The following is a 20,112-nucleotide window of genomic DNA, read 5'->3' as shown; positions in this document are numbered from 1 at the left end:
ATGAAGCGACAGATCTTTACTGCAGAACACGAGGCCTTCCGCGAGACGGTCAAGGAGTACATCGAGCGCGAGCTCGTGCCGAATGCTGAGAAGTGGGAGACCGAGCGCATCGTCGACCGGTCGGCCTACACCGCTGCCGGCAAGTACGGCCTCATCGGCTTCAACATGCCGGAGGAGTTCGGCGGCGGCGGCTCGGATGACTTCCGGTTCAACGCCATCATCGATGAGGAGATCGCCAAGGCCGGCGTGCACGGCCCGGCGCTGAGCCTGCACAACGACGTCGTCGGCCCGTACTTCAAGGAGCTGGCCAACGACGAGCAGAAGCAGCGCTGGATGCCCGGCATCACCACCGGCGAGCTGATCATCGCGATCGCGATGACCGAGCCGGGCGCCGGCAGCGACCTGGCGGGCATCCGGACCTCGGCGGTGCGCGACGGGGATGACTGGATCATCAACGGCTCCAAGACGTTCATCTCGTCGGGCATCAACTGCGACCTGTGTGTCGTGGTCGCCCGCACCGACCCCGAGGCCGGTCACAAGGGCTTCACACTGTTCGTGGTGGAGCGGGGCATGGAGGGCTTCACCCGCGGCCGCAAGCTCGACAAGATGGGCCTGCACAGTCAGGACACCTCAGAGCTGCACTTCGAGAACGTGCGGGTACCGAACGCCAACCTGCTGGGCAAGGAAGGTCGCGGTTTCTACCACCTGATGACCAACCTGCCCTCGGAGCGGCTCGGTATCGCCATCTCGGCGATCTACGGTGCCCGTGCGGTCTTCCAGGAGACGCTGCAGTACGCCAAGGACCGCAAGGCCTTCGGCCAGCCGATCGGCAGCTTCCAGCACAACCGGTTCCTGCTCGCCGAGATGGAGACCGAGCTGGAGGTCACCGAGAACTACCTCGACCGCTGCCTGCAGGGTGTGGTCGACGGTGAGCTGACCGCGGTCGAGGCGGCCAAGGCCAAGTGGTGGGCCACCGAGGTCGCCAAGAAGGTCGTCGACCAGTGTGTGCAGCTGCACGGCGGTTACGGCTACATGATGGAGTACCGGGTTGCCCGCGCCTACGTGGACGGACGGATCCAGACGATCTTCGGTGGCACCACCGAGATCATGAAGGAGATCATCGGCCGCGAGCTGGGCGTCTAACTTCACGACCGCCTTCCCGCGAGCAGACACAAAACTGCCCCTTTTCACGCGAAAAGGGGCAGTTTTGCGTCTGCTCGCGGGGTTATCCACAGGGCTGGCTGCCAGTTGGTGGCGGCTGCGGAATTGTCCGCAAACAATCACCGGCATGACGCTCGACGAAGTGTTCGCTCTCAACCACGGCGTCGCGACCACGAACCAACTGTTGGCCGCCATGACGTACCGGACACTCGCACGGCGGGTTCGCGACGGTGAGATCGTCCGGTTGTGGCACGGCGTCTATTCATTGGGCCCGCCAGATACATTTCGTCGGCTCTGTGGACTTGACCTGATGTCGGAGACCCCGATTGTGGGCTGTCTGGGAACGGCCGCTCAGTTCTACGGCTTTGACACCGAGAACACGGTTCGGACCCACGTTCTCGACCCGGGGGTACGCATGAGGTCATCGCCAGACATCATGGTGCATCAACGAATTGGCGCTCCGCTCAAGAAAGTCGATGGTCGGTTGCTAACCGCGCCGGCTTGGACTGCCATCGAGTTGGCGCGAACGTTGCGGCGTCCACGCGCGTTGGCCACGCTTGACGCCGCGCTGCGCAGCGGCACCTGCGCTGCAGTCGAACTCGAGGAAGCGCTCAAGGGACAGCGGGGCCGCCGCGGCGTGGTGAAGGTGCGTGAACTGTTGCCTCACGCTGACGGCAGGGCCGAATCGCCGATGGAATCTGAGATGAGGTTGGTCTTCATCGATTGGGGCTTACCCACGCCAGAACTGCAGTACGAGATCGTGGACCGACACGGACAACTGTGGCGCGTGGATTTCGCCTGGCCTGAGTGCCGGGTGGCGGCCGAATACGACAGCATGGATTGGCACGCGAATCCTGTTGCGGTCAAGCATGACCGGATGAAATCTGCCCGCTTGCAGGAGATCGGCTGGATCAGCGTGCCGGCCGTGGTTGATGATGTCCGACGGTATCCCGCTGAACTGTGCGCCCGAATCGGGAGTCACCTTGAACGTGCCGCCTGATGTCCGGCGAGCAGACACAAAACTGCCCCTTTTCACGCGAAAAGGGGCAGTTTTGTGTCTGCTCGCGGAGAGTCCGCGCGCAGAGAAAAAGATCAGCCGATCGGCGCGTCGGCAGCCGGGGTCGCCGACTCCGGTGCCTTGGTGGTGGTCGTGGCGGCGGTGCCGGTGACCGTCGGCACCAGGGCCTCCGGCGGGGCGTTGGGATCGAGCACGGTATCGATCAGGTAGATCCGGGCGTTCTGCGCCTGGATCGGACCGCAGACCAGCTTGGCGGTGTCGTTGACCTTGATGTCGCCGCCCTTGCCGGTCACCTTGACCTCGGCGCCCTGCTGGGTGGGCCGCTGGCCCTTGACGTCATCGGGGCCGAGCAGACCGAGGAACGCGTGGTAGTAGTCCAGGCTCGTGAGCGCGGCCGGATCGGCCTTGAGCGCGTCGAGCTTGCCCGGCTCCAGGGCGGCGAAGGCGTCATTGGTCGGCGCGAAGATCACGTACGGGCCGTTGTCGAGCACCGGCACGATGTTGACGCTCGGGTTCAGCCCGCCCGACAGCGCGGCGTTGAAGGTGCTGATGTCCGGGATGCTGGCCAGAACCTTGCCTGCCGGCAGATCCGCGAGGCTCTTCCAGTCCGGCATGGCCTTCTTGAAGTTGTCGCAGCCGGAGCCCTGCGGGTCGGGGATCTCCACGACTGGGGCCGTGGTCGTCGTCGGCGCCGGGTCGGCGTAGGCGGTAACTGCCAACGGCAGCGACGCCGTGATCGCGGCGACTGCCGCAGCAACGCCCAGAGTCTTGGTGCGAGTCTTCATCGGTGGGTCTTTCCTCCCGCTCATGCCTAGCCTGTAGTCGTCGGCTGCCGGTGACGCGTTACACGGCTCTCGGCGCGACGATGGCGAGCAACCGCGTACACAACAACCTCAGCGTTCCCCGCGGCGCCGCATCGGATGGTATGCGTAACGAAGCGGTTACGGCAAAGCCGAAGTGTCCACTCGATCCGGCTCGGAGCTTGTGACCTGGGTTTTTCGGATACTGAGGCATAACAGTGCGGCGACGAAACACAGCCCGGCGGCCAGCTGGAAGGCCAGGTCGTAATTGCCGTTGAGATCCCGCAGCCACCCGGCGCCAGCGGCGGCGATGGCCGCACCGACCTGGTGGGAGGCGAACACCCAGCCGAACACCACTGGCGAACGATCCCCGAAGTAGTCGCGGCACAGCACGATGGTCGGCGGCACGGTCGCCACCCAGTCCAGGCCGTAGAAGATGACGAACACCCAGGTGCTCGGTTCGGCGTGCGGGGAGAGCAGTGACGGCAACAGCATCAGCGACAGGCCGCGGCCCGCGTAGTAGACGAGCAGCAGCAGCCGGGGGTCCACGCGGTCGGTGAGCCAGCCGGAGAACACCGTGCCCGCGACGTCGAGGATGCCGATGGTGGCGAGCAGCCCCGCGGCGACTGTCGTGGGCATGCCGTGGTCGTTGGCGGCCGGGATGAAATGCGTCCCGATCAGACCGTTGGTGGTCATCCCGCAGATCGCGAAGCTCCCCGCCAGCAGCCAGAACATGCGGGTCCGTGCGCCGATGCGCAGGCCGTCGAAGGCCGCCTTGAAGCTTCCGGCCGGGGCCGGGGCCGGGGCGGGCGGGGTGAGTTCTGTTGCCCCGTACGGCGCAAGGCCGAGATCGGCGGGGCGGTTGCGCATGAACAGCGCGACGAGGGGCACGACGGCCAGCGAGGCCGCCGCGACGATCAACGATGCCCAGCGCCAGCCGTGTTGCGTGGTGACGGCCGCGACGACCGGCAGGAACAGCAGTTGACCGGTGGCGCTGGCGGCGGTGAGCACACCGGTGACCAGTCCGCGGCGCTGTTCGAACCAACGGGTGGCGATGGTCGCCACGAATCCCATCGAGATCGACCCGGTGCCGATACCGACCAGCACGCCCCACAGCAGCACCAGCTGCCAACTGGCCGTCATCGCGATGCTGCATGCCGATCCGGTCGAGATCAGCAGCAGCGACACGGTCAGCACCGGCCGGACCCCGAAGCGGTCCATGAGCGCCGCGGCGAACGGCGCGGTGAGTCCGTACAACATCATGTTGACCGACATCGCCAGCCCGACCGTGCCGTGTGACCAGCCGAACTCGTGGTGCAGCGGATTCATCATCACGCCCGGAATGGACCGGAACCCGGCCGCGCCCAGGATCGCCACGAAACTCACCGCGGCGACCACCCAGGCCCAGTGGATGCGGATGCGCGTCGGGTTCGGTGGCGAGGTCACCTGACCACTGTGGTCGAGGGCGGCCGGATGGACCAGTGGCATAAACGACAGCAATCATCAAAAACGTGCCACACTGGCGTCGTGCACCGTGTTGCGGTTCTGCTGCTGGCTCCGGTGGTCGGCTTCGACGCCACCATCGCGCCGCTGTTGTTCTCCAACGCCTCCGACGGCGACGGGAATGCCCTCTACGACGTCGTGACGTGCGGGCTCACCACCGACCCGGTGCCGTCGACGAGCGGATTCGCGATGGTTCCCGCCGCGGGAGCCGAGGCGCTGGAGTCGGCCGACACGGTGGTGATCCCGGGTACCAGGTACGCCCCGGCGCGGGCCGACGGTGTGCTGGGCGCCGACGTCGCGGCCGCGCTGTCACGGATCCGCCCCGGCGCCCGGCTGGTGTCGATCTGCACCGGGGCTTTCGTACTGGCCGCGGCGGGCCTGCTGGACGGCCGGCCGGCCACCACGCATTGGCGCTTCGCCGCGGACATGCGCCGGTTGCACCCCGAGGTTCACCTCGACGAGGACATCCTGTTCGTCGACGACGGCGACGTGCTGACCTCGGCCGGCCTGGCTGCCGGAATCGACTTGTGCCTGCACATCATTCGCTCCGACCACGGTGCCCAGGTGGCGAACGCGGTGGCCCGCTACTGCGTGGTGCCACCGTGGCGCGAGGGCGGGCAGGCGCAGTTCATCGACCACGGATTCACGGTCACCGATCACGCCTCGACCGCGGCCACACGAGACTGGGCGCTGCGGCATCTCGACGAGGAACTCACCGTGACGCGGCTGGCCGCCCATGCCCACATGAGTGCCCGCACGTTCAACCGTCGATTCCGTGAGGAGACCGGGCAGGCTCCGGGTACCTGGATCCGCAGCCGCAGGCTGGATCTGGCCCGCGAGCTGCTGGAATCAGGGGGCCTGTCGGTCGACGAGGTGGCCAGGCGTTCGGGTCTGGGCACCGCGGGCAACCTGCGTCATCATCTGCGGCGCGGGCTCGGGATGTCCCCGTCGAGCTACCGCAAGGTGTACCAGGGCGCGTGACCCGGCCGGTCGGCTGTCTACCATGACCGGCATGCCAGAGCCGCTGATCGTCTCCGTCGCCGGTCATACCCCGCAGATCGACCCGGACGCCTGGGTTGCGCCCAATGCCAGTGTGATCGGCCAGGTTTCGCTGGCCGCCGGTGCCAGCGTCTGGTACGGCGCCACGCTGCGCGCCGAGGTCGAGCCCATCGAGGTCGGTGAGGGCAGCAACATCCAGGACGGGGTGACCGTCCACGTCGACCCGGGTTTCCCGTGCCGGATCGCCACGGGGGTGACGGTGGGTCACAACGTGGTGCTGCACGGCTGCACCGTCGAGCAGGACAGCCTGGTCGGGATGGGTGCGGTGGTGCTCAACGGCGCGGTGATCGGCGCCGGCTCACTGGTCGCCGCCGGTGCGGTGGTGCCCCAGGGCATGGTGGTGCCGCCGCGCTCGCTGGTCGCCGGTGTGCCCGCCAAGGTGCGCCGAGAACTCAACGACGACGAGGTCGGCCACAACCAGCTCAACGCCACGGCCTACACGCACCTCACCGGGTTGCACCGAGAGGCGGATTGAGCTGCGCGAACCCGTCCTGGCGGAAGTACGGGAAGTAGGGATACGGCGCGTCGCGGGTGCTTGCGGCGTCCAGTCGCGCAATCTGGCCGGCATCCAGTGCCCACCCGACCGCTCCGAGGTTGTCGCGTAACTGCCGCTCGTCACGGGCCCCGATGATGACCGACGACACCGTGGGTCTGCGCAGCAGCCAGTTGAGCGCTACCTGTGGCACGGTTCTGCCGGTCTCTTCGGCGATCGCGTCGAGTTCGTCGACGACACCGTAGAGAAGTTCGTCGTCGACCGGTGGCCCCGCGTCGGCGGTCGCGTGCAGTCGGCTGCGTTCCGGCAGGGGCCGGCCGCGCCGGACCTTCCCGGTCAGCCGGCCCCAGCCCAAGGGGCTCCACACCAATGCGCCGACCCCTTCGGCCATCGCCAACGGCATGAGCTCCCATTCGTAATCGCGCCCGATCAGTGAGTAGTACACCTGGTGTGCGATATACCTTGGGCGATGGTGCTTTTCGGCGAGGCTCAGGGACTTCATCAGCTGCCAGCCGGAGAAGTTCGACACTCCGGTGTAGCGCACCTTGCCCTGATCGACCAGTGTGTCGAGGGCCTGCTGTACCTCATCGATCGGGGTGAATGCGTCGTACGCGTGCAACTGGAACAGATCGATGCGGTCGGTCTGCAGACGTGTCAGCGCGGAATCGACGGCCCGCAGCAGCCGTGCCCGCGACGTTCCCCAGTCGTCGGGGGCGGTCGGCAGCGCGGCCTTCGTGGAGATCAGTACGCTGTCGCGGCGCCCGCGTAGCGCTGCGCCGAGTACCTCTTCCGAGGCGCCGTCCGAGTACACGTCCGCGGTGTCGAACAAATTGATGCCGGCCTCCAGGCTCAGGTCGACCATCGCCCGCGCCTGGTCGACTCCGGTGTCGCCCCAGGCGCCGAAGAACTCTCCTGTTCCGCCGAAAGTCGCTGCGCCGAAGCTCAGTTCGGAGACCACGAGCTCAGAGTCGCCAACCCTGCGATATTCCATTCCCACTCCTTAACGAGATTGTCTTCTCGATAAGGAAACGCAACTAACGGGATAATATTCCTAATAAGATGAGCCGAATGGCAGCCGAACGCCCGGGCGGGCGCACCGCGGCCGTCCGCGCTGCGGTGCTGCGCGCGACGGCCGACCTACTCATCGAGGCCGGGCTGGAGGGTCTGGAGCTGACGGCGGTCGCCGAACGGGCCGGCGTCGGCAAGTCGACGGTGTACCGGCGTTGGGGTTCGGTGCCGGCGTTGGTGGCAGACCTCTTGGCCGACATGGCCGAACAGTCGGTGCCACGGACCGACACCGGTTCACTGCGCGGCGATCTCCGGGCCAACGCGACACTGGTACGTCGCACCCTCAACGATGTCCGCCAAGGCAGGTTGTTCAAGGCCGCCATCGCCGCGGCGACGTGCGACCAACGCACTGCGGCGGCGCTGCAGGTGTTCTACGACCGGCGGATCGCCGAGTGGGCCGGGTGTGTGACCGACGCGGTGGAGCGGGGCGAGGTGCCTGCCGGGACCGATGCCGCCGCGGTCATCCGGCAGGTCTCCGCCCCGCTCTATTACCAATTCCTCACCAGTACGAGGACTCTCACGGTCGTCGACGCGCATCGTGCGGTCGACGCCGCGATCGCCGCTGCCGTGGCGGGGGTGTTCACCTAGCGCAGCGGGTGCGCCAGCTCGTCGCGCGGCATCCGTGCCGCTGTCACGGCCACCGCGGCCAGCACTGCGGGCAGCAGCCCGGCCACCAGGAAGATGGACTCCATCGAGACCACTTTCGACAACGGGCCGACGATCGCGAACGAGAGCGGCATGAACGCCAGCGACACGAAGAAGTCCAGGCTCGACACCCGGCCCAACATCTCCGTCGGCACTCGGCGCTGTAGCAGCGTTCCCCAGATGACCATCGCGGCCCCGTCGGTGACGCCGATGCAGAACGTGGCCGCTGCCATCAACGGGAACGACGAGGTGACGCCGACGATCACCAGGGGGACCGAACCCACCCCCCACATCAGCATCATCGTGGTCAGGTAGCGCCTCGGCATCCGGCGTGAGGACACCGTCAACGCTCCCAGCGCGCTGCCGAATCCGAAGAACGCCAGGATGAATCCGTAGGCCCGGGCTCCGTCGGCGAACCGGTCCTGGGCGATGAACGGCAGCAGCACCTCGATCGGCCCGAGGATGACGAGCACGAACATGCTCGCGAACAACAGTGTCGCCAGCAGCCACGGTGTGCGCACCATGAACGCGAAACCTTCACGCAGATCGCGTAATACGTGCGGGCGCTCGCCATCGTCCTGTGCCGCAACCGAATCCACGGTGGGGCGGGTGGCGACCAGCAGCGTCAGGCCCGCACCGAACAACGCCGCCACCACGACCGCGCCCAGCGACGGGAAGGTCGCGGCGATCACCATGCCTGCCACCGCCGGGCCGACCGAGCGCTGGAAGACAGGGCGCACCACGCCCTCGACGCCGTTGGCCGCCAACAGTTGTTCGGGCGGCAGGATGCGGGGCAACAGCGCGCTGTAGGCCGGGAAGAAGAATGCCGCGGCAATACCGAGAAGGCCTGCGGCGACGGCCAGATGCCAGATCTTGAGCAGATCGAGCAGGCCCAGCGCCGCGACGGTCGTGACCGTCACCAGATTGACCGTCTCCACCGCGATGATGATCGTGCGCTGGTTGATCCGGTCGGCGGTGATCCCGCCGATGAGAACGAAGGCCACCAGGCCGACACCCATGCAGGTGGCCACCAGCGACAGCGAGGTCGGATTGTTATCGATCGCGATGACCTGCAACGCCATTACCACCGACCACATGCCCTCGGCGAAGATCGACAACGTGACCGCGGCGATCAGCAACCGGTATTCGCGGATGCGGAAGGGTGCGAGCACACGCCAGCCGCCGGTCTGATCAACCGGCGTCTGGATGTCGTGCGGCATGCTCACAACATTCGATGGTGCCCACTCGGAGTGGGTTGAGTCCAACGATTTTCGCCGGCGTGCGCCCCGGTGGACGCTTATTGCTGGGTGAACTCCGGGCGTCGGTTCTGCTGGAAGGCCTTGGTGCCCTCGCGGAAATCGTCGGACACCAGCAGCTGCAGCTGGCCCTGGCGCTCGCGGGCGAAGGCACCCTCGAGCTCGGTGAGAGTGGCCGCGTTGACGGCCTGCTTGGTCTCGCGCAGGGCCACCGCCGGACCTGAACGCAGCTTGGCGATGACCTTGTCCACCGCGGCGTCGAACTCGTCGGCCGGGTACACGGCGCTGATCAGACCCCAGTCGTAGGCGTCGGCGGCGGTGAGGCGGTCGGCCAGCAGCGCCAGTCGCATGGCCCGGATCCGGCCGATGTTCGCGGCGACGAGCGCCGATGCACCGCCGTCGGGCATCAACCCGATCTTGGTGAAGGCCAGCAGGAAGAAGGCCGCCTCCGAGGCCAGCACGACGTCGGACGCCAGTGCCAGTGACACCCCGACGCCTGCGGCGGGTCCCTGCACCACGGCCACGACCGGCTTGGGCAGCGCCACGATGGATGCGACGGCGCGGTTGGCGGCGTCGAGCACGCCTTCGGCGTCGTGGCTCTTGGCGTTCTGGTCTTCCTCGCTGATGCCGGCGCCCGAGCTGAACCCGCGGCCCGCGCCGCCGAGGCGAACCACGCGCACTCCCGCGTCGGTGGCGGCGAGTTCCATGGCATCGGCGATCGCCACGAGCATGTCCTGGGTCAGCGAATTGAGGCTGTCGGGCCGGTTCAGCGTCACCGACAGCACGCCGCCCTCGAGGGACACGGTCACGTCTTTGACGTCGGGGTACTCGCGGGTCGCGGTCATCTATGCACCTTAGGTCTGAAGGGCCAGTGGCCCGGTCCGGGCGGGGCCGGCTATGGCCATGCCAGTCGAGAAGGTTATACAAGTAAGCTATGTCACCGGTCAACCAAGGCCTAACACGCGAAGGGCGGAAGAGCATGGCAGGACCACTGCAAGGTTTGCGCGTTGTGGAGTTGGCCGGTATCGGCCCGGGCCCGCACGCGGCGATGATTCTCGGCGATCTGGGTGCCGACGTCGTGCGCATCGAACGGCCGGGCAAGGGCGCAGGCACGCCCAGCGCTGACACCATGTTGCGAAACCGCCGATCGGTGGCCGCGGACATGAAGAGCGACGAGGGCCGCGCGCTGGTGCTCAAGCTCATCGAGAAGGCCGACGTGCTGGTCGAGGGTTTCCGTCCCGGCGTCACCGAGCGGTTGGGTCTGGGGCCTGACGATTGCGCCAAGGTCAACGAACGGCTGATCTACGCCCGCATGACGGGCTGGGGCCAGGAAGGCCCGCGGGCCCTGCAGGCCGGCCACGACATCAACTACATCTCCCTCAACGGCCTGCTGCACGCAGTCGGGCGCAAGGGCGAGCGGCCGGTGCCGCCGCTGAACCTCGCCGGTGATTTCGGTGGCGGCTCGATGTTCCTGCTCGTCGGCATCCTCTCGGCGCTGTTCGAGCGGCAGACCTCGGGCAAGGGGCAGGTGATCGACGCGGCGATGATCGATGGCTCGTCGGTGCTGATGCAGATGATGTGGAGCTTCCGTAGCCAGGGTCTCTGGTCAGACGAGCGCGGCACCAACATGCTCGACACCGGCGCTCCGTACTACGACACCTACGAGACCTCCGACGGCCGCTACATGTCGATCGGGGCTATCGAGCCGCAGTTCTATGCCGAGCTGCTCAAGGGTCTGGGACTGGACGATGCTGATCTTCCGGACCAGAACGACATGGCCCGCTGGCCCGAGCTGCGCGAGGCGTTCACCAAGGCCTTCGCCGCGCACGACCGTGATCACTGGGCCGAGGTGTTCGCGGGGACCGACGCGTGCGCGGCCCCGGTGCTGTCCTTCGCCGAGGTCCTCACCGAACCGCACATCGCCGAGCGCAACACGTTCTTCGACGAAGGCGGCAACCTGCAACCGATGCCGGCACCGCGGTTCTCCCGCAGCGTCCCGGCGGTGCCGACCCCGCCGGGCCCGCGCGGCGCCGACACCGAAGCCGTTCTGCGGGACTGGGTTTAGTTCACGTTTCGGTTCAACCACATCAATGGGTCGGCGGCATGCCGGCCGGAAAGGAATGCGGTAAGTGGAGATCAAAGACGCGGTAGCCGTCGTCACCGGCGGCGCTTCCGGCCTGGGGCTGGCCACCACCAAGCGCCTGCTGGACGCGGGTGCTCAGGTGGTGGTGATCGACCTCAAGGGTGAAGAGGTGGTGGCCGAACTGGGGGATCGGGCAAGGTTCGTCGGCGCCGATGTCACCGATGAGGCGGGTGTGTCCGAGGCGCTCGACGTCGCGGAATCGCTTGGCCCGGTGCGCATCAACGTCAACTGCGCCGGCATCGGCAATGCGATCAAGACCCTGTCCAAGAACGGTGCGTTCCCGCTGGACGGGTTCCGCAAGGTGGTCGAGGTCAACCTGATCGGCACGTTCAACGTGATCCGGCTGAGCGCTGAGCGCATCGCCAGGACCGAACCGCTGAAGAACGAAGAGCGCGGGGTCATCATCAACACCGCCTCGGTGGCGGCGTTCGACGGTCAGATCGGGCAGGCCGCCTACTCGGCGTCCAAGGGCGGTGTGGTCGGCATGACCCTGCCGATCGCGCGGGATCTTTCGCGTGAGCTGATCCGGGTGTGCACCATCGCGCCGGGTCTGTTCAAGACCCCGCTGCTGGGTTCGCTGCCCGAGGAGGCGCAGAAGTCGCTGGGCCAGCAGGTGCCGCACCCGGCCCGGCTGGGCGATCCCGATGAGTACGGCGCCCTGGCCGTGCACATCATCGAGAACCCGATGCTCAACGGCGAGGTGATCCGCCTCGACGGCGCGATCCGCATGGCACCCCGATGAGCGCTTGCGCGAAGAGTAGAAAGCACAGGAAGTAGGTCCGTTTATGGCATTGAAGACGAAGTTCACCGAGACGTTCGGGATCGAGCATCCCATCGTGCAGGGTGGCATGCAGTGGGTCGGCCGCGCCGAACTCGTTGCGGCCGTGGCGAATGCGGGTGCATTGGGTTTCATCACCGCGCTGACCCAGCCGACCCCGGCGGATCTGGCCCGCGAGATCGAGCGGTGTCGTGACCTCACCGACAAGCCGTTCGGTGTGAACCTGACGATCCTGCCGACGATCAACCCGCCGCCATATGACGAGTACCGCCAGGTGATCGTCGACTCCGGGATCAAGATCGTGGAGACCGCGGGCTCCAACCCGGCGCCACACCTGCCGATGTTCCACGACAACGGCATCAAGGTGCTGCACAAGTGCACCTCGGTGCGCCACGCCGTCAAGGCGCAGAGCCTGGGTGTGGACGGCATCAGCATCGACGGGTTCGAGTGCGCCGGTCACCCCGGCGAGGACGACATCCCGGGCCTGGTGCTCATCCCGGCCGCATCGGCCAAGATCGACATCCCGATGATCGCGTCGGGCGGTTTCGCCGATGCGCGTGGTCTGGTGGCCGCGCTGGCGCTGGGCGCCGACGGCATCAACATGGGCTCGCGGTTCATGTGCACCGTGGAATCGGCGATCCATCACAAGGTCAAGGAAGCGATCGTGGCGGGCACCGAGCTCGACACCGAGCTGATCTTCCGCAGCCTCGGTAACACCGCCCGAGTCGCGAGTAACACGGTCTCACGTGAGGTGGTGCAGATCCTCAAGGACGGCGGCCAGTTCGAGGACGTCAAGGATCTGGTGGCCGGCAAACGCGGCGTGAAGGTCTATGAGATCGGTGATCTCGACGCAGGCATCTGGTCGGTCGGAACCTCGATGGGCCTGATCAACGACATCCCCACCTGCGGCGAACTCGTCTCGCGGATGGTGTCAGAGGCCGAACTGCTGATCAGCGGGCGTCTGCTGAACATGATCGGCGCGGACGAAGCCGAGCCTGAGAAAGAAGCAGTCCTCGCCTGAGCGAGGACTGTGGCCCGTGAAGGGGCAACCTACGGCAAACTCAAGATGGGGAAACGCGCGCCGCGAGGCGCGCGTTTTCTCATACTGCGGTGGGCAGTTCCTGGTAGTCGTCAAACTGCTCCGAGGTGTCACCCTCGACGAGGAAATCGCCGTGGTAGAGAGCCTCGAAGTCGACCTTGATGACATCTGCACTGGTGTCGTCGATCCACATGACACTGAGCGTATGGGTCACTATTAAGGAATCGTTGAGTCACGGTTCGGAAAATGGTGGCAATCCTACTTTTGGGTAGGTTTCTGGCGAGTAGCCCAGATCACCCGTGGCCACGAACGTGGGCCTCGTGCACAGATTCGGCGGAAATTCCGTGCACAAGGCCCACGCTGGCGTCTCAGGCGGCCGGCTTTGTGACGTGAATGGGGTTGGTGCCGTTCAGCGCGATCCAAGTCACCGCGGCGGCTGCGACGCCGATCACCAGGAGGCCCACCGCGGCCCCGGCCGACATCCGGGAGCGGCCGAAGACGCGGTCGTCGACCGAGAACGCGCCGGCGCCGGTGAACAGCAGCGCCGCGGCGGCGAATGCGGCCAGGAACGGAACGTTGAACGGCTGGGACCAGAAGGCGTCGGTTGACACGTTCACGGCCCAGGCGTCGACCATCGCGCCGATCACCGCGCACGCAGCCAGTGGGGTGAGGACGCCGAGGAGCAGACCGATGCCGCCGAGGGTTTCGGCCGCGGTCACCATGAACGCCCCGAACGCGGGTAGCCGCCAACCGCTGGATTCCATGAAACCCACGGCGGTGCCGAAGTCGAAAGCCTTGATCAGGCCGGCTTGCAGCATCGTTGCGCCGATGGCGATGCGCAGGATGAGCAACCCGGTATCGGTCATGCGTGTGGTCGCAGTTTCGGCGTCGGTGGTGTTGGTCATGCCTTATTAGACGCATTGAATCGCCCGAACTCATCGCAGCGCGCCCGCCGGGTGAACCCTTCGGTGCCGCCGTCCGTGTGTAGAGCGAGAACCACGTTGACGCCGGAAACTTATCACTGTTAACTTAACGGCGATATCCATCGGGGAAGGACGCACTGTGCTGCATCGAATCGCCCATCTGGCCATCGCCGCACCACGACGTGTCCTCGCGGTGGCCGTACTGGCCATGGTGGCCGCGGGGATCTTCGGCATTCCGGTGGCCAACAGCTTGTCGGCCGGCGGGTTTCAGGATCCGACGTCGGAATCAGCACAGGCCACCCAGCTGCTCTCGGACAAATTCGCCCGGGGCGACATGCAGTTGCTCATCAGCGTGACCGATGAGAACGCCGGGGCGAACGGTACGGCCGCCCTGGCCGCGGGAACCGAGATCGCCGGCCGGCTCAAGGCATCGCCGTACGTGACCGAGGTCAGCTCGGCCTGGACCTTGCCGCCACCCGCGGCAGCCACGTTGATCAGTAAGGACGGCAAGACCGGGCTCATCCTGGCCGGAATCACCGGCGGGGAGAGTGGCGCGCAGAAACACGCCAAGGAACTCACCGCTCAACTGGTTCACGACCGCAAAGGCGTGACCGTACGGGCCGGCGGCGAGGCGATGATCTACGTCCAGATCAACGGGCAGAGCGAAAAAGACCTCTTGATGATGGAATCCATCGCCATCCCGCTGAGCTTCCTCGTGCTGGTGTGGGTGTTCGGCGGATTGCTCGCCGCCGCATTGCCGCTCGCGGTCGGCGGTTTCGCGATCCTCGGATCCCTGGCAGTGCTGCGCGGGTTCACGATGGTCACCGACGTCTCGATCTTCGCGCTCAACCTCACCGTGGCGATGGGGCTGGCACTGGCCATCGACTACACCCTGTTGATCGTCAGCCGCTACCGCGAGGAACTGGCCGACGGCGTCGACCCGGACCGTGCACTGGTGCGCACCATGGTCACGGCCGGACGCACCGTGCTGTTCTCGGCGATGACGGTGGCGCTGTCGATGGTGGCGATGGTGCTGTTCCCGATGTACTTCCTCAAGTCGTTCGCCTACGCGGGCATCGCGGTCGTGGCGCTGGCGGCATTCGCGGCCATCGTGGTGGCCCCGGCTGCCATTGCGCTGCTCGGTGATCGTCTGGACGCCTACGACGTGCGCCGCTTCATCCGCCAGATCCTGGGCCGGCCCGAGCCCGAGCCCAAGCCCGTCGAGCAGACTTTCTGGTACCGCACGACCAAGCGCGTCATGCGCCGCTCGGTCCCGATCGGACTCGCGGTCATCGCGCTGCTGCTCATGCTGGGCGCGCCCTTCCTCGGGATCAAGTGGGGTTTCCCCGACGACCGCGTGCTGCCGTCCTCGGCGTCGGCCCGCCAGGTCGGCGACGAGCTGCGCCATGATTTCGCCGTCGATTCCTCGACCGCCGTCACTGTGGTGCTTCCCGACGTCACCGGCCTGCCGCCCGCCGCGATCGACCGCTACGCAGGCGATCTGTCGCGGGCCGCCGACGGGGTCTCGGTGTCCGCGCCGGGGGGCACGTTCGTCGACGGCCGCCGGGTCGGGCCACCGACCTCGGGCACCGGAATAGCCGACGGCAGTGCGTATCTGACCGTCGGAAGCGACGTACCGCTGTTCAGTGACGCCTCCGAGGCCCAGCTCGACGCCCTGCACGCGGTGCCCGCGCCGGCCGAGGTGAAGTTCACCGGTATCGCACAGGTCAACCGTGACAGTTCGCAGGCGATCACCTCGCGCTTGCCGATGGTGCTCGGCATCATCGCCGCGATCACCTTCGTGCTGCTGTTCCTGCTCACCGGCAGCGTGGTACTTCCGCTGAAGGCGTTGGTGCTCAACGTGTTGTCGCTGTCGGCGGCGTTCGGTGCGCTGGTGTGGATCTTCCAGGACGGCCACCTGGGCGCGCTGGGCACCACATCGACGGGCACTCTGGTCGCCAACCTGCCGGTGTTGTTGTTCTGCATCGCGTTCGGGCTGTCCATGGACTACGAGGTGTTCCTGGTCTCGCGGATCCGCGAGTTCTGGCTGGCGCCAGGTCATACCCGCCCCGACGGCACCGAGATGTCCCCGCGCGAGCGGAACGACGAGAGCGTCGCGCTCGGCCTGGCCCGCACCGGCCGGGTGGTGACCGCCGCCGCGCTGTTGATGTCGATCTCGTTCGCCGCGCTGATCGCCGCGCAGGTGGCCTTCATGCGGATGTTCGGCCTCGGCCTGACCATTGCGGTGCTGGTCGACGCCACGTTGGTACGAATGTTGTTGGTGCCGGCGTTCATGCACCTGGTGGGGCAGTGGAACTGGTGGGCGCCTGCGCCGTTGGCCCGGCTGCACAAGCGATTCGGGATCAGTGAGTCGGGTCCCGCCGAGCTGGACCCTAACGCGCCCGGTGAGGTTCCACCGGGCGAGGACAAGCGGGACCGGGCCGGCGCAGGTATGACGGACGCCGGCTAGCGTGATGATCCAACCTCGTAAGAGGCGCCGCGCTCCGCGGGGTTCCGGTGAGTTGCTTCGTGACCAGATCCTTGATGCCACAACCGAATTGTTGTTGGAGACGGGTCACGCCAAGGCGGTGTCGATCCGGTCGGTGGCCCAGCGGGTCGGGGTCACTCCGCCGTCGATCTACCTGCATTTCGCCGACAAGGACACACTGCTGGACGCGGTGTGCTCACGGTACTTCGAGAAGCTCGATGAGGAGATGCAGCGGGCGGCTGCAGATCATTCCTCCACGATCGAGGTGCTGCATGCCCAGGGCCACGCATATGTGAACTTCGCCAGGCGCACGCCGGAGTTGTACCGGCTGGCGACGATGGGTGAGGGCAGACCCGGCAGCGACGTCGACACCACACTCAACAGCTCGGCCTTTCAGCACATGCGCGCTGCGATGGAAGCGCTGATCGCCGAGGGTGTGTACCCGCCCGGCGACGCCACGATGCTGGCGCTGGAATTGTGGACCGCGGCGCACGGCGTGGCCGCCGTTCTCATCTCCAAACCGTATCTGCCGTGGGGAGATGTCGAGGAGTTCACCGACCGCGTGCTGCGGGCGGTGTGCACCGGCCAGATCGTCTCGGGGATGATCGGAACCGACCTCGAGCCCGCCGAGACCATCGCCCGGCTGAAGGGATTTGCCAGTGACTACGCCGATGGAGGACGACCGTGACTGACCGGACCGTGGACAATCCTTTCTTCGCCCGGGTGTGGAAGACGTTGTCGAGTTCGGAGCCGAAGGCGCTACGGCGGCTGCGGGGCGAGAACCTCGCCGGGCTCAGTGGCCGGGTCCTGGAGATCGGAGCGGGAACCGGGACCAACTTTGCCTTCTATCCCTCGACGGTGACCGAGGTGGTCGCCATCGAGCCTGAACGTCACCTTGCGGTGGTGGCCCGCAGCGCGGCGGCCAACGCCCCGGTCCCGGTGACCGTAACCAGCGACACCGCCGAGAAGTTCAGCAGCGCCGAACCGTTCGACGCCGTCGTCTGCTCATTGGTGCTGTGCTCCATCGATCAACCGGATACTGTTCTCCGCCAGCTATTTTCGCTGCTTCGTCCGGGCGGCGAGCTTCGTTATCTGGAGCATGTCGCGGGCAATGGATGGCGGGCCGGGATGCAGCGCGTGGCCGATGCCACGGTGTGGCCGCGGTTGTTCGGAAACTGCCATACCCATCGGCACACCGAGCAGGCCATCGCCGGCAGCGGATTCGAGGTCGCGGTGGCGCACCGTGAATTGGCGATGCCGGTCTGGGTGCCGCTACCGGTGACGGAGTTCGCCATCGGCCGTGCGGTCAGGCCTGCCTAGAGCCCAGCAGCTTGGGCAACCGCTGCAGCAGGTTCGGCAGGGAACCCGCCGCGGTCTCGCGCAGTGAGATCGTCGCGCCGTCGGACAGCGGGGTGCGCTCGGGGTTGATCTCGACCACAACGGTGCCCGCGGCGATGGCGGCCTCGGGCAGACCTGCCGCGGGATAGACGACCGAACTGGTGCCCACCACGATCACCACATCGGCATTGCCGACCGCCTGTACCGACCGCTGCCAGGCGTCGTCGGGCAACGGCTCGCCGAACCACACGACACTCGGCCGAATCAGGCCGCCGCACGGGCACACCGGGGGTTCGATCGTCTCGACCGGCTCCGGCATCGCGGGAAGGTCACCCTCGAACCTCGAACCGCAAGCATCGCAACGGAACTCGAACAGGTTGCCGTGCAGGTGGTAGACGTTGGTGCTACCGGCGCGCTCGTGCAGGTTGTCGACATTCTGGGTGATGACGTGTACGTCGGCGAAGTCCTGCCAGGCGGCCACGGCCAGATGTCCGTCATTGGGTTGCACGTGGGCCATCATGTAGTGGCGCCACAGATACCAGGCCCAGACCTTCTCGGGATGCCGCTGCCAGCCTTCGATGCTGGAAATCTCATATGGGTCCACCTGTGCCCACAGGCCCGTCTCGACGTCGCGGAACGTCGGCACACCGCTTTCCGCCGAGATTCCGGCACCGGACAGCACAGTCACTTGCACATCACCAACGTAGTCGGTTTGGGTGATACTGGGCATGTGGGTGAGTTGGGGGATTGGGTGCTGGTTGATTCGAGCGCGGATAAGCCGCTGTTCGATCAACTTCGGATCCAGATCATTGATGGAATCAGGCAGGGGCGGCTGCAGCCGGGTACCCGGCTGCCAACGGTGCGCGAACTGGCGGGGAAGGTCGGGCTGGCGGTGAACACCGTGGCCAGGGCTTATCGCGAGCTGGAGTCGGCTGGGGTCTTGGAGACCCGCGGGCGGTACGGCACATTCGTCGCACGTGCGGATCCGGCCGATGCCGCGATGGCCGCTGCTGCGCACTCGTTCGCCGAGGCCGCCCGCGCGCTGGGGATCGGCAAGGCCGACGCCCTGCGTTATCTGGATACCGCATTCGATTGATCGGCTCACCCGGTCCGGTTGCCGTGCCACCGCACCACATCCAGTGCGACGGCGACTGCGACGCTGTTCTCGGTCAGTGGACGGGGCAGGAGCTCGTCAGCGCGGGCCAGTCGGCGCAGCAGCGTATTGCGATGCAGGTACAGCCGCGCCGCGGCGCGGCTGGCATTGCACTGTTCGTTGACGAATATCCTTACTGTTTCCCGTAATTCGGTATCGGCGGTCTCGAATGCGCCCAGGTTGTGGCTGACGAACTCGGCGGTCCGGTCGGGGTCGGCGGTGATCAGCGCGACCAGCTCGACGTCGCTGAACCGCGCAATCTGTTGCGTGGAGTGCAGCCGGGCCATCATCTGCTGCGTGGTGATCGCATCGAAATGGCTGCGCCGGAAGCCATCCAGGCCGTCGGCGGCCGGGCCGATGGCGATCCGGACGCCGTCCAGCTCTGCGGCGGCGCGGGTCAGCGCCTGGAAGTCGTGCTGGATGTCGGCGTTACCCGCCGCCCACACCCATCGGGTGGCGGTGCTGGCCAGCACGCTCAACGGCCGCGGATCGCCGCAGTCCTGGCCGAATGCATCGGCGGCGCGGTCCAATCCGGACAGGTCGCCCGCCGAGTCTTCGCTCCAGATCACGGCCGCGGTGTGGGTTCCGGTCAGCGCGTGGCCCAGGCGTGCCTCGGCGCGCTGCCGGGGGATCGGGGCGCCCTCGAGCAGGAGCGCGACCGTCTCGCGCCGCTCGGCGTGGGTGCCGCGGGTCAGGTCGTCGCGTTCCAGGTCGATCTGGGTGGCGATCCCGGCCAGTGTGGCGTCGACGAACGAGCTGATGGACTGCGAACACACGTCCAGCATCTCGTGCAGTTCGGCGGGGTCGGACGTGAGCTCGAAGGCGATCTCCATGAGGCGACGCCACGCAACGCCCTCACCGACCCGGTATGCATCGAGGGGAAACTCGTTGACGCCGCGGCGCACCAGTTCCCGTGCGATGCTCAGCGGCTCCGGTCCGGTGTTCGGCGGTACCGGGGCGCCCGGATCGCGCACATTCGCCGAGCCCCAGAAGAACAGGTTGGCGTGGTTGCTGCGGACGACTGCGGCGGCGAGCTCGGGGTCGGACGCGACGGTCGGACTGGCCGCCAGGACGGCGGAGTCGAATTCGTCGAGCCAGTCCGGGCGGGGATTGAGCACGATCTGTGCGCATTGCCGGATCAGGTCCTGCACCCGTGGTGACGGTGGCTGCCACGCCATCACCCCAGCGTAGAGCGGTGGTGCAAAGTGCACCATGGTATGGGTGATGTTTGGCACTTCCGACCTTGG

At 66.7% G+C, this 20,112-nt stretch carries 21 protein-coding genes; 12 read left to right on the top strand and 9 right to left on the bottom strand.

Annotated elements, in window-relative coordinates:
- Positions 1–1,143 carry an acyl-CoA dehydrogenase family protein gene (locus tag ACWEFV_RS09450; protein WP_135457466.1) on the top strand — a complete coding sequence of 381 codons (1,143 nt, stop codon included), beginning with the start codon at positions 1–3 and terminating at the stop codon, positions 1,141–1,143.
- 145 nt (positions 1,144–1,288) lie between these two features.
- Positions 1,289–2,161 carry a type IV toxin-antitoxin system AbiEi family antitoxin domain-containing protein gene (locus ACWEFV_RS09445; protein WP_450069952.1) on the top strand — a complete coding sequence of 291 codons (873 nt, stop codon included), beginning with the start codon at positions 1,289–1,291 and terminating at the stop codon, positions 2,159–2,161.
- A 92-nt stretch (positions 2,162–2,253) separates the two neighbouring features.
- Here the strand turns inward: ACWEFV_RS09445 and ACWEFV_RS09440 are convergent, their stop codons facing one another.
- Together ACWEFV_RS09440 and ACWEFV_RS09435 are read right to left on the bottom strand one after the other, a co-directional pair.
- Complete coding sequence (locus tag ACWEFV_RS09440) at positions 2,254–2,964, bottom strand: fasciclin domain-containing protein (RefSeq protein ID WP_135457462.1); 711 nt, start codon at positions 2,962–2,964, stop codon at positions 2,254–2,256.
- Between the two features lie 156 nt (positions 2,965–3,120).
- Entirely contained in the window at positions 3,121–4,467 is a 1,347-nt protein-coding gene (locus tag ACWEFV_RS09435; RefSeq protein ID WP_450069951.1) for an MFS transporter, read from the bottom strand.
- Positions 4,468–4,506: 39 nt separating this feature from the next.
- Here ACWEFV_RS09435 and ACWEFV_RS09430 point away from each other — a divergent pair, with 39 nt between their 5' ends.
- On the top strand, positions 4,507–5,463 hold the full coding sequence (locus ACWEFV_RS09430; protein WP_450069950.1) for a GlxA family transcriptional regulator: 957 nt from the start codon (positions 4,507–4,509) through the stop codon (positions 5,461–5,463).
- A 31-nt stretch (positions 5,464–5,494) separates the two neighbouring features.
- The gene (locus ACWEFV_RS09425) at positions 5,495–6,016 is read left to right on the top strand and encodes a gamma carbonic anhydrase family protein (protein WP_450069949.1); all 522 of its coding nucleotides are present in this window, start codon (positions 5,495–5,497) and stop codon (positions 6,014–6,016) included.
- Here ACWEFV_RS09425 and ACWEFV_RS09420 read toward each other — a convergent pair.
- Entirely contained in the window at positions 5,988–7,025 is a 1,038-nt protein-coding gene (locus tag ACWEFV_RS09420) for an aldo/keto reductase (RefSeq protein ID WP_450069948.1), read from the bottom strand. The genes ACWEFV_RS09425 and ACWEFV_RS09420 overlap by 29 nt on opposite strands.
- A 77-nt stretch (positions 7,026–7,102) precedes the next feature.
- Between ACWEFV_RS09420 and ACWEFV_RS09415 the strand changes: the two genes are divergently transcribed.
- On the top strand, positions 7,103–7,690 hold the full coding sequence (locus ACWEFV_RS09415) for a TetR/AcrR family transcriptional regulator C-terminal ligand-binding domain-containing protein (protein ID WP_450069947.1): 588 nt from the start codon (positions 7,103–7,105) through the stop codon (positions 7,688–7,690).
- Here ACWEFV_RS09415 and tet(V) read toward each other — a convergent pair.
- Both tet(V) and ACWEFV_RS09405 read right to left on the bottom strand, forming a co-directional pair.
- Positions 7,687–8,967, bottom strand: a complete 1,281-nt coding sequence (gene tet(V) / locus ACWEFV_RS09410; protein ID WP_450070161.1) for a tetracycline efflux MFS transporter Tet(V) — start codon at positions 8,965–8,967, stop codon at positions 7,687–7,689. The genes ACWEFV_RS09415 and tet(V) overlap by 4 nt on opposite strands.
- Before the next feature lie 77 nt (positions 8,968–9,044).
- Positions 9,045–9,848: an enoyl-CoA hydratase gene (locus ACWEFV_RS09405; protein WP_450069946.1), complete on the bottom strand. Its 804-nt coding sequence runs from the start codon at positions 9,846–9,848 to the stop codon at positions 9,045–9,047.
- A gap of 134 nt (positions 9,849–9,982) precedes the next feature.
- On the opposite strand from ACWEFV_RS09405, the gene ACWEFV_RS09400 reads away from it, so the two are divergent.
- The 3 genes from ACWEFV_RS09400 to ACWEFV_RS09390 all read left to right on the top strand — a co-directional run bounded on the left by ACWEFV_RS09400 (position 9,983) and on the right by ACWEFV_RS09390 (position 12,945).
- On the top strand, positions 9,983–11,068 hold the full coding sequence (locus tag ACWEFV_RS09400; protein WP_450069945.1) for a CaiB/BaiF CoA transferase family protein: 1,086 nt from the start codon (positions 9,983–9,985) through the stop codon (positions 11,066–11,068).
- Between the two features lie 64 nt (positions 11,069–11,132).
- Entirely contained in the window at positions 11,133–11,888 is a 756-nt protein-coding gene (locus tag ACWEFV_RS09395) for a 3-hydroxyacyl-CoA dehydrogenase (RefSeq protein WP_450069944.1), read from the top strand.
- Positions 11,889–11,931: 43 nt separating this feature from the next.
- Complete coding sequence (locus ACWEFV_RS09390; RefSeq protein ID WP_135457445.1) at positions 11,932–12,945, top strand: NAD(P)H-dependent flavin oxidoreductase; 1,014 nt, start codon at positions 11,932–11,934, stop codon at positions 12,943–12,945.
- Positions 12,946–13,024: 79 nt separating this feature from the next.
- On the opposite strand, the gene ACWEFV_RS09385 is transcribed toward ACWEFV_RS09390, so the two are convergent.
- The gene (locus ACWEFV_RS09385; protein WP_088305117.1) at positions 13,025–13,156 is read right to left on the bottom strand and encodes a hypothetical protein; all 132 of its coding nucleotides are present in this window, start codon (positions 13,154–13,156) and stop codon (positions 13,025–13,027) included.
- A gap of 175 nt (positions 13,157–13,331) precedes the next feature.
- Positions 13,332–13,868 (bottom strand): DoxX family protein, encoded by a 537-nt coding sequence (locus ACWEFV_RS09380; protein WP_135457443.1) that lies wholly within the window; start codon positions 13,866–13,868, stop codon positions 13,332–13,334.
- A gap of 157 nt (positions 13,869–14,025) precedes the next feature.
- On the opposite strand from ACWEFV_RS09380, the gene ACWEFV_RS09375 reads away from it, so the two are divergent.
- From ACWEFV_RS09375 to ACWEFV_RS09365, 3 genes are read left to right on the top strand one after another with little or no spacing between them, the layout of a single operon-like run.
- On the top strand, positions 14,026–16,356 hold the full coding sequence (locus tag ACWEFV_RS09375; protein ID WP_450069943.1) for an MMPL family transporter: 2,331 nt from the start codon (positions 14,026–14,028) through the stop codon (positions 16,354–16,356).
- 4 nt (positions 16,357–16,360) lie between these two features.
- The gene (locus ACWEFV_RS09370) at positions 16,361–17,062 is read left to right on the top strand and encodes a TetR/AcrR family transcriptional regulator (RefSeq protein WP_450069942.1); all 702 of its coding nucleotides are present in this window, start codon (positions 16,361–16,363) and stop codon (positions 17,060–17,062) included.
- A complete protein-coding gene (locus tag ACWEFV_RS09365) occupies positions 17,059–17,694 on the top strand; it encodes a class I SAM-dependent methyltransferase (protein WP_450069941.1) in 636 nt (211 codons plus the stop codon). Before ACWEFV_RS09370 ends, ACWEFV_RS09365 begins: the two co-directional genes overlap by 4 nt.
- Here ACWEFV_RS09365 and ACWEFV_RS09360 read toward each other — a convergent pair.
- A complete protein-coding gene (locus tag ACWEFV_RS09360) occupies positions 17,681–18,406 on the bottom strand; it encodes an NAD-dependent deacylase (protein WP_450069940.1) in 726 nt (241 codons plus the stop codon). The genes ACWEFV_RS09365 and ACWEFV_RS09360 overlap by 14 nt on opposite strands.
- Before the next feature lie 36 nt (positions 18,407–18,442).
- Between ACWEFV_RS09360 and ACWEFV_RS09355 the strand changes: the two genes are divergently transcribed.
- On the top strand, positions 18,443–18,808 hold the full coding sequence (locus tag ACWEFV_RS09355) for a GntR family transcriptional regulator (protein ID WP_167857949.1): 366 nt from the start codon (positions 18,443–18,445) through the stop codon (positions 18,806–18,808).
- 5 nt (positions 18,809–18,813) lie between these two features.
- Here the strand turns inward: ACWEFV_RS09355 and ACWEFV_RS09350 are convergent, their stop codons facing one another.
- Positions 18,814–20,043, bottom strand: a complete 1,230-nt coding sequence (locus tag ACWEFV_RS09350; RefSeq protein ID WP_450069939.1) for an Rv1453 family transcriptional regulator — start codon at positions 20,041–20,043, stop codon at positions 18,814–18,816.
- Positions 20,044–20,112: the final 69 nt, after the last annotated feature.

It is taken from the genome of Mycobacterium sp. NPDC004974, from assembly GCF_053600815.1.
Note: the sequence above shows the minus strand (reverse complement) of the source record. Positions and strands in the feature narration are given on the sequence as shown.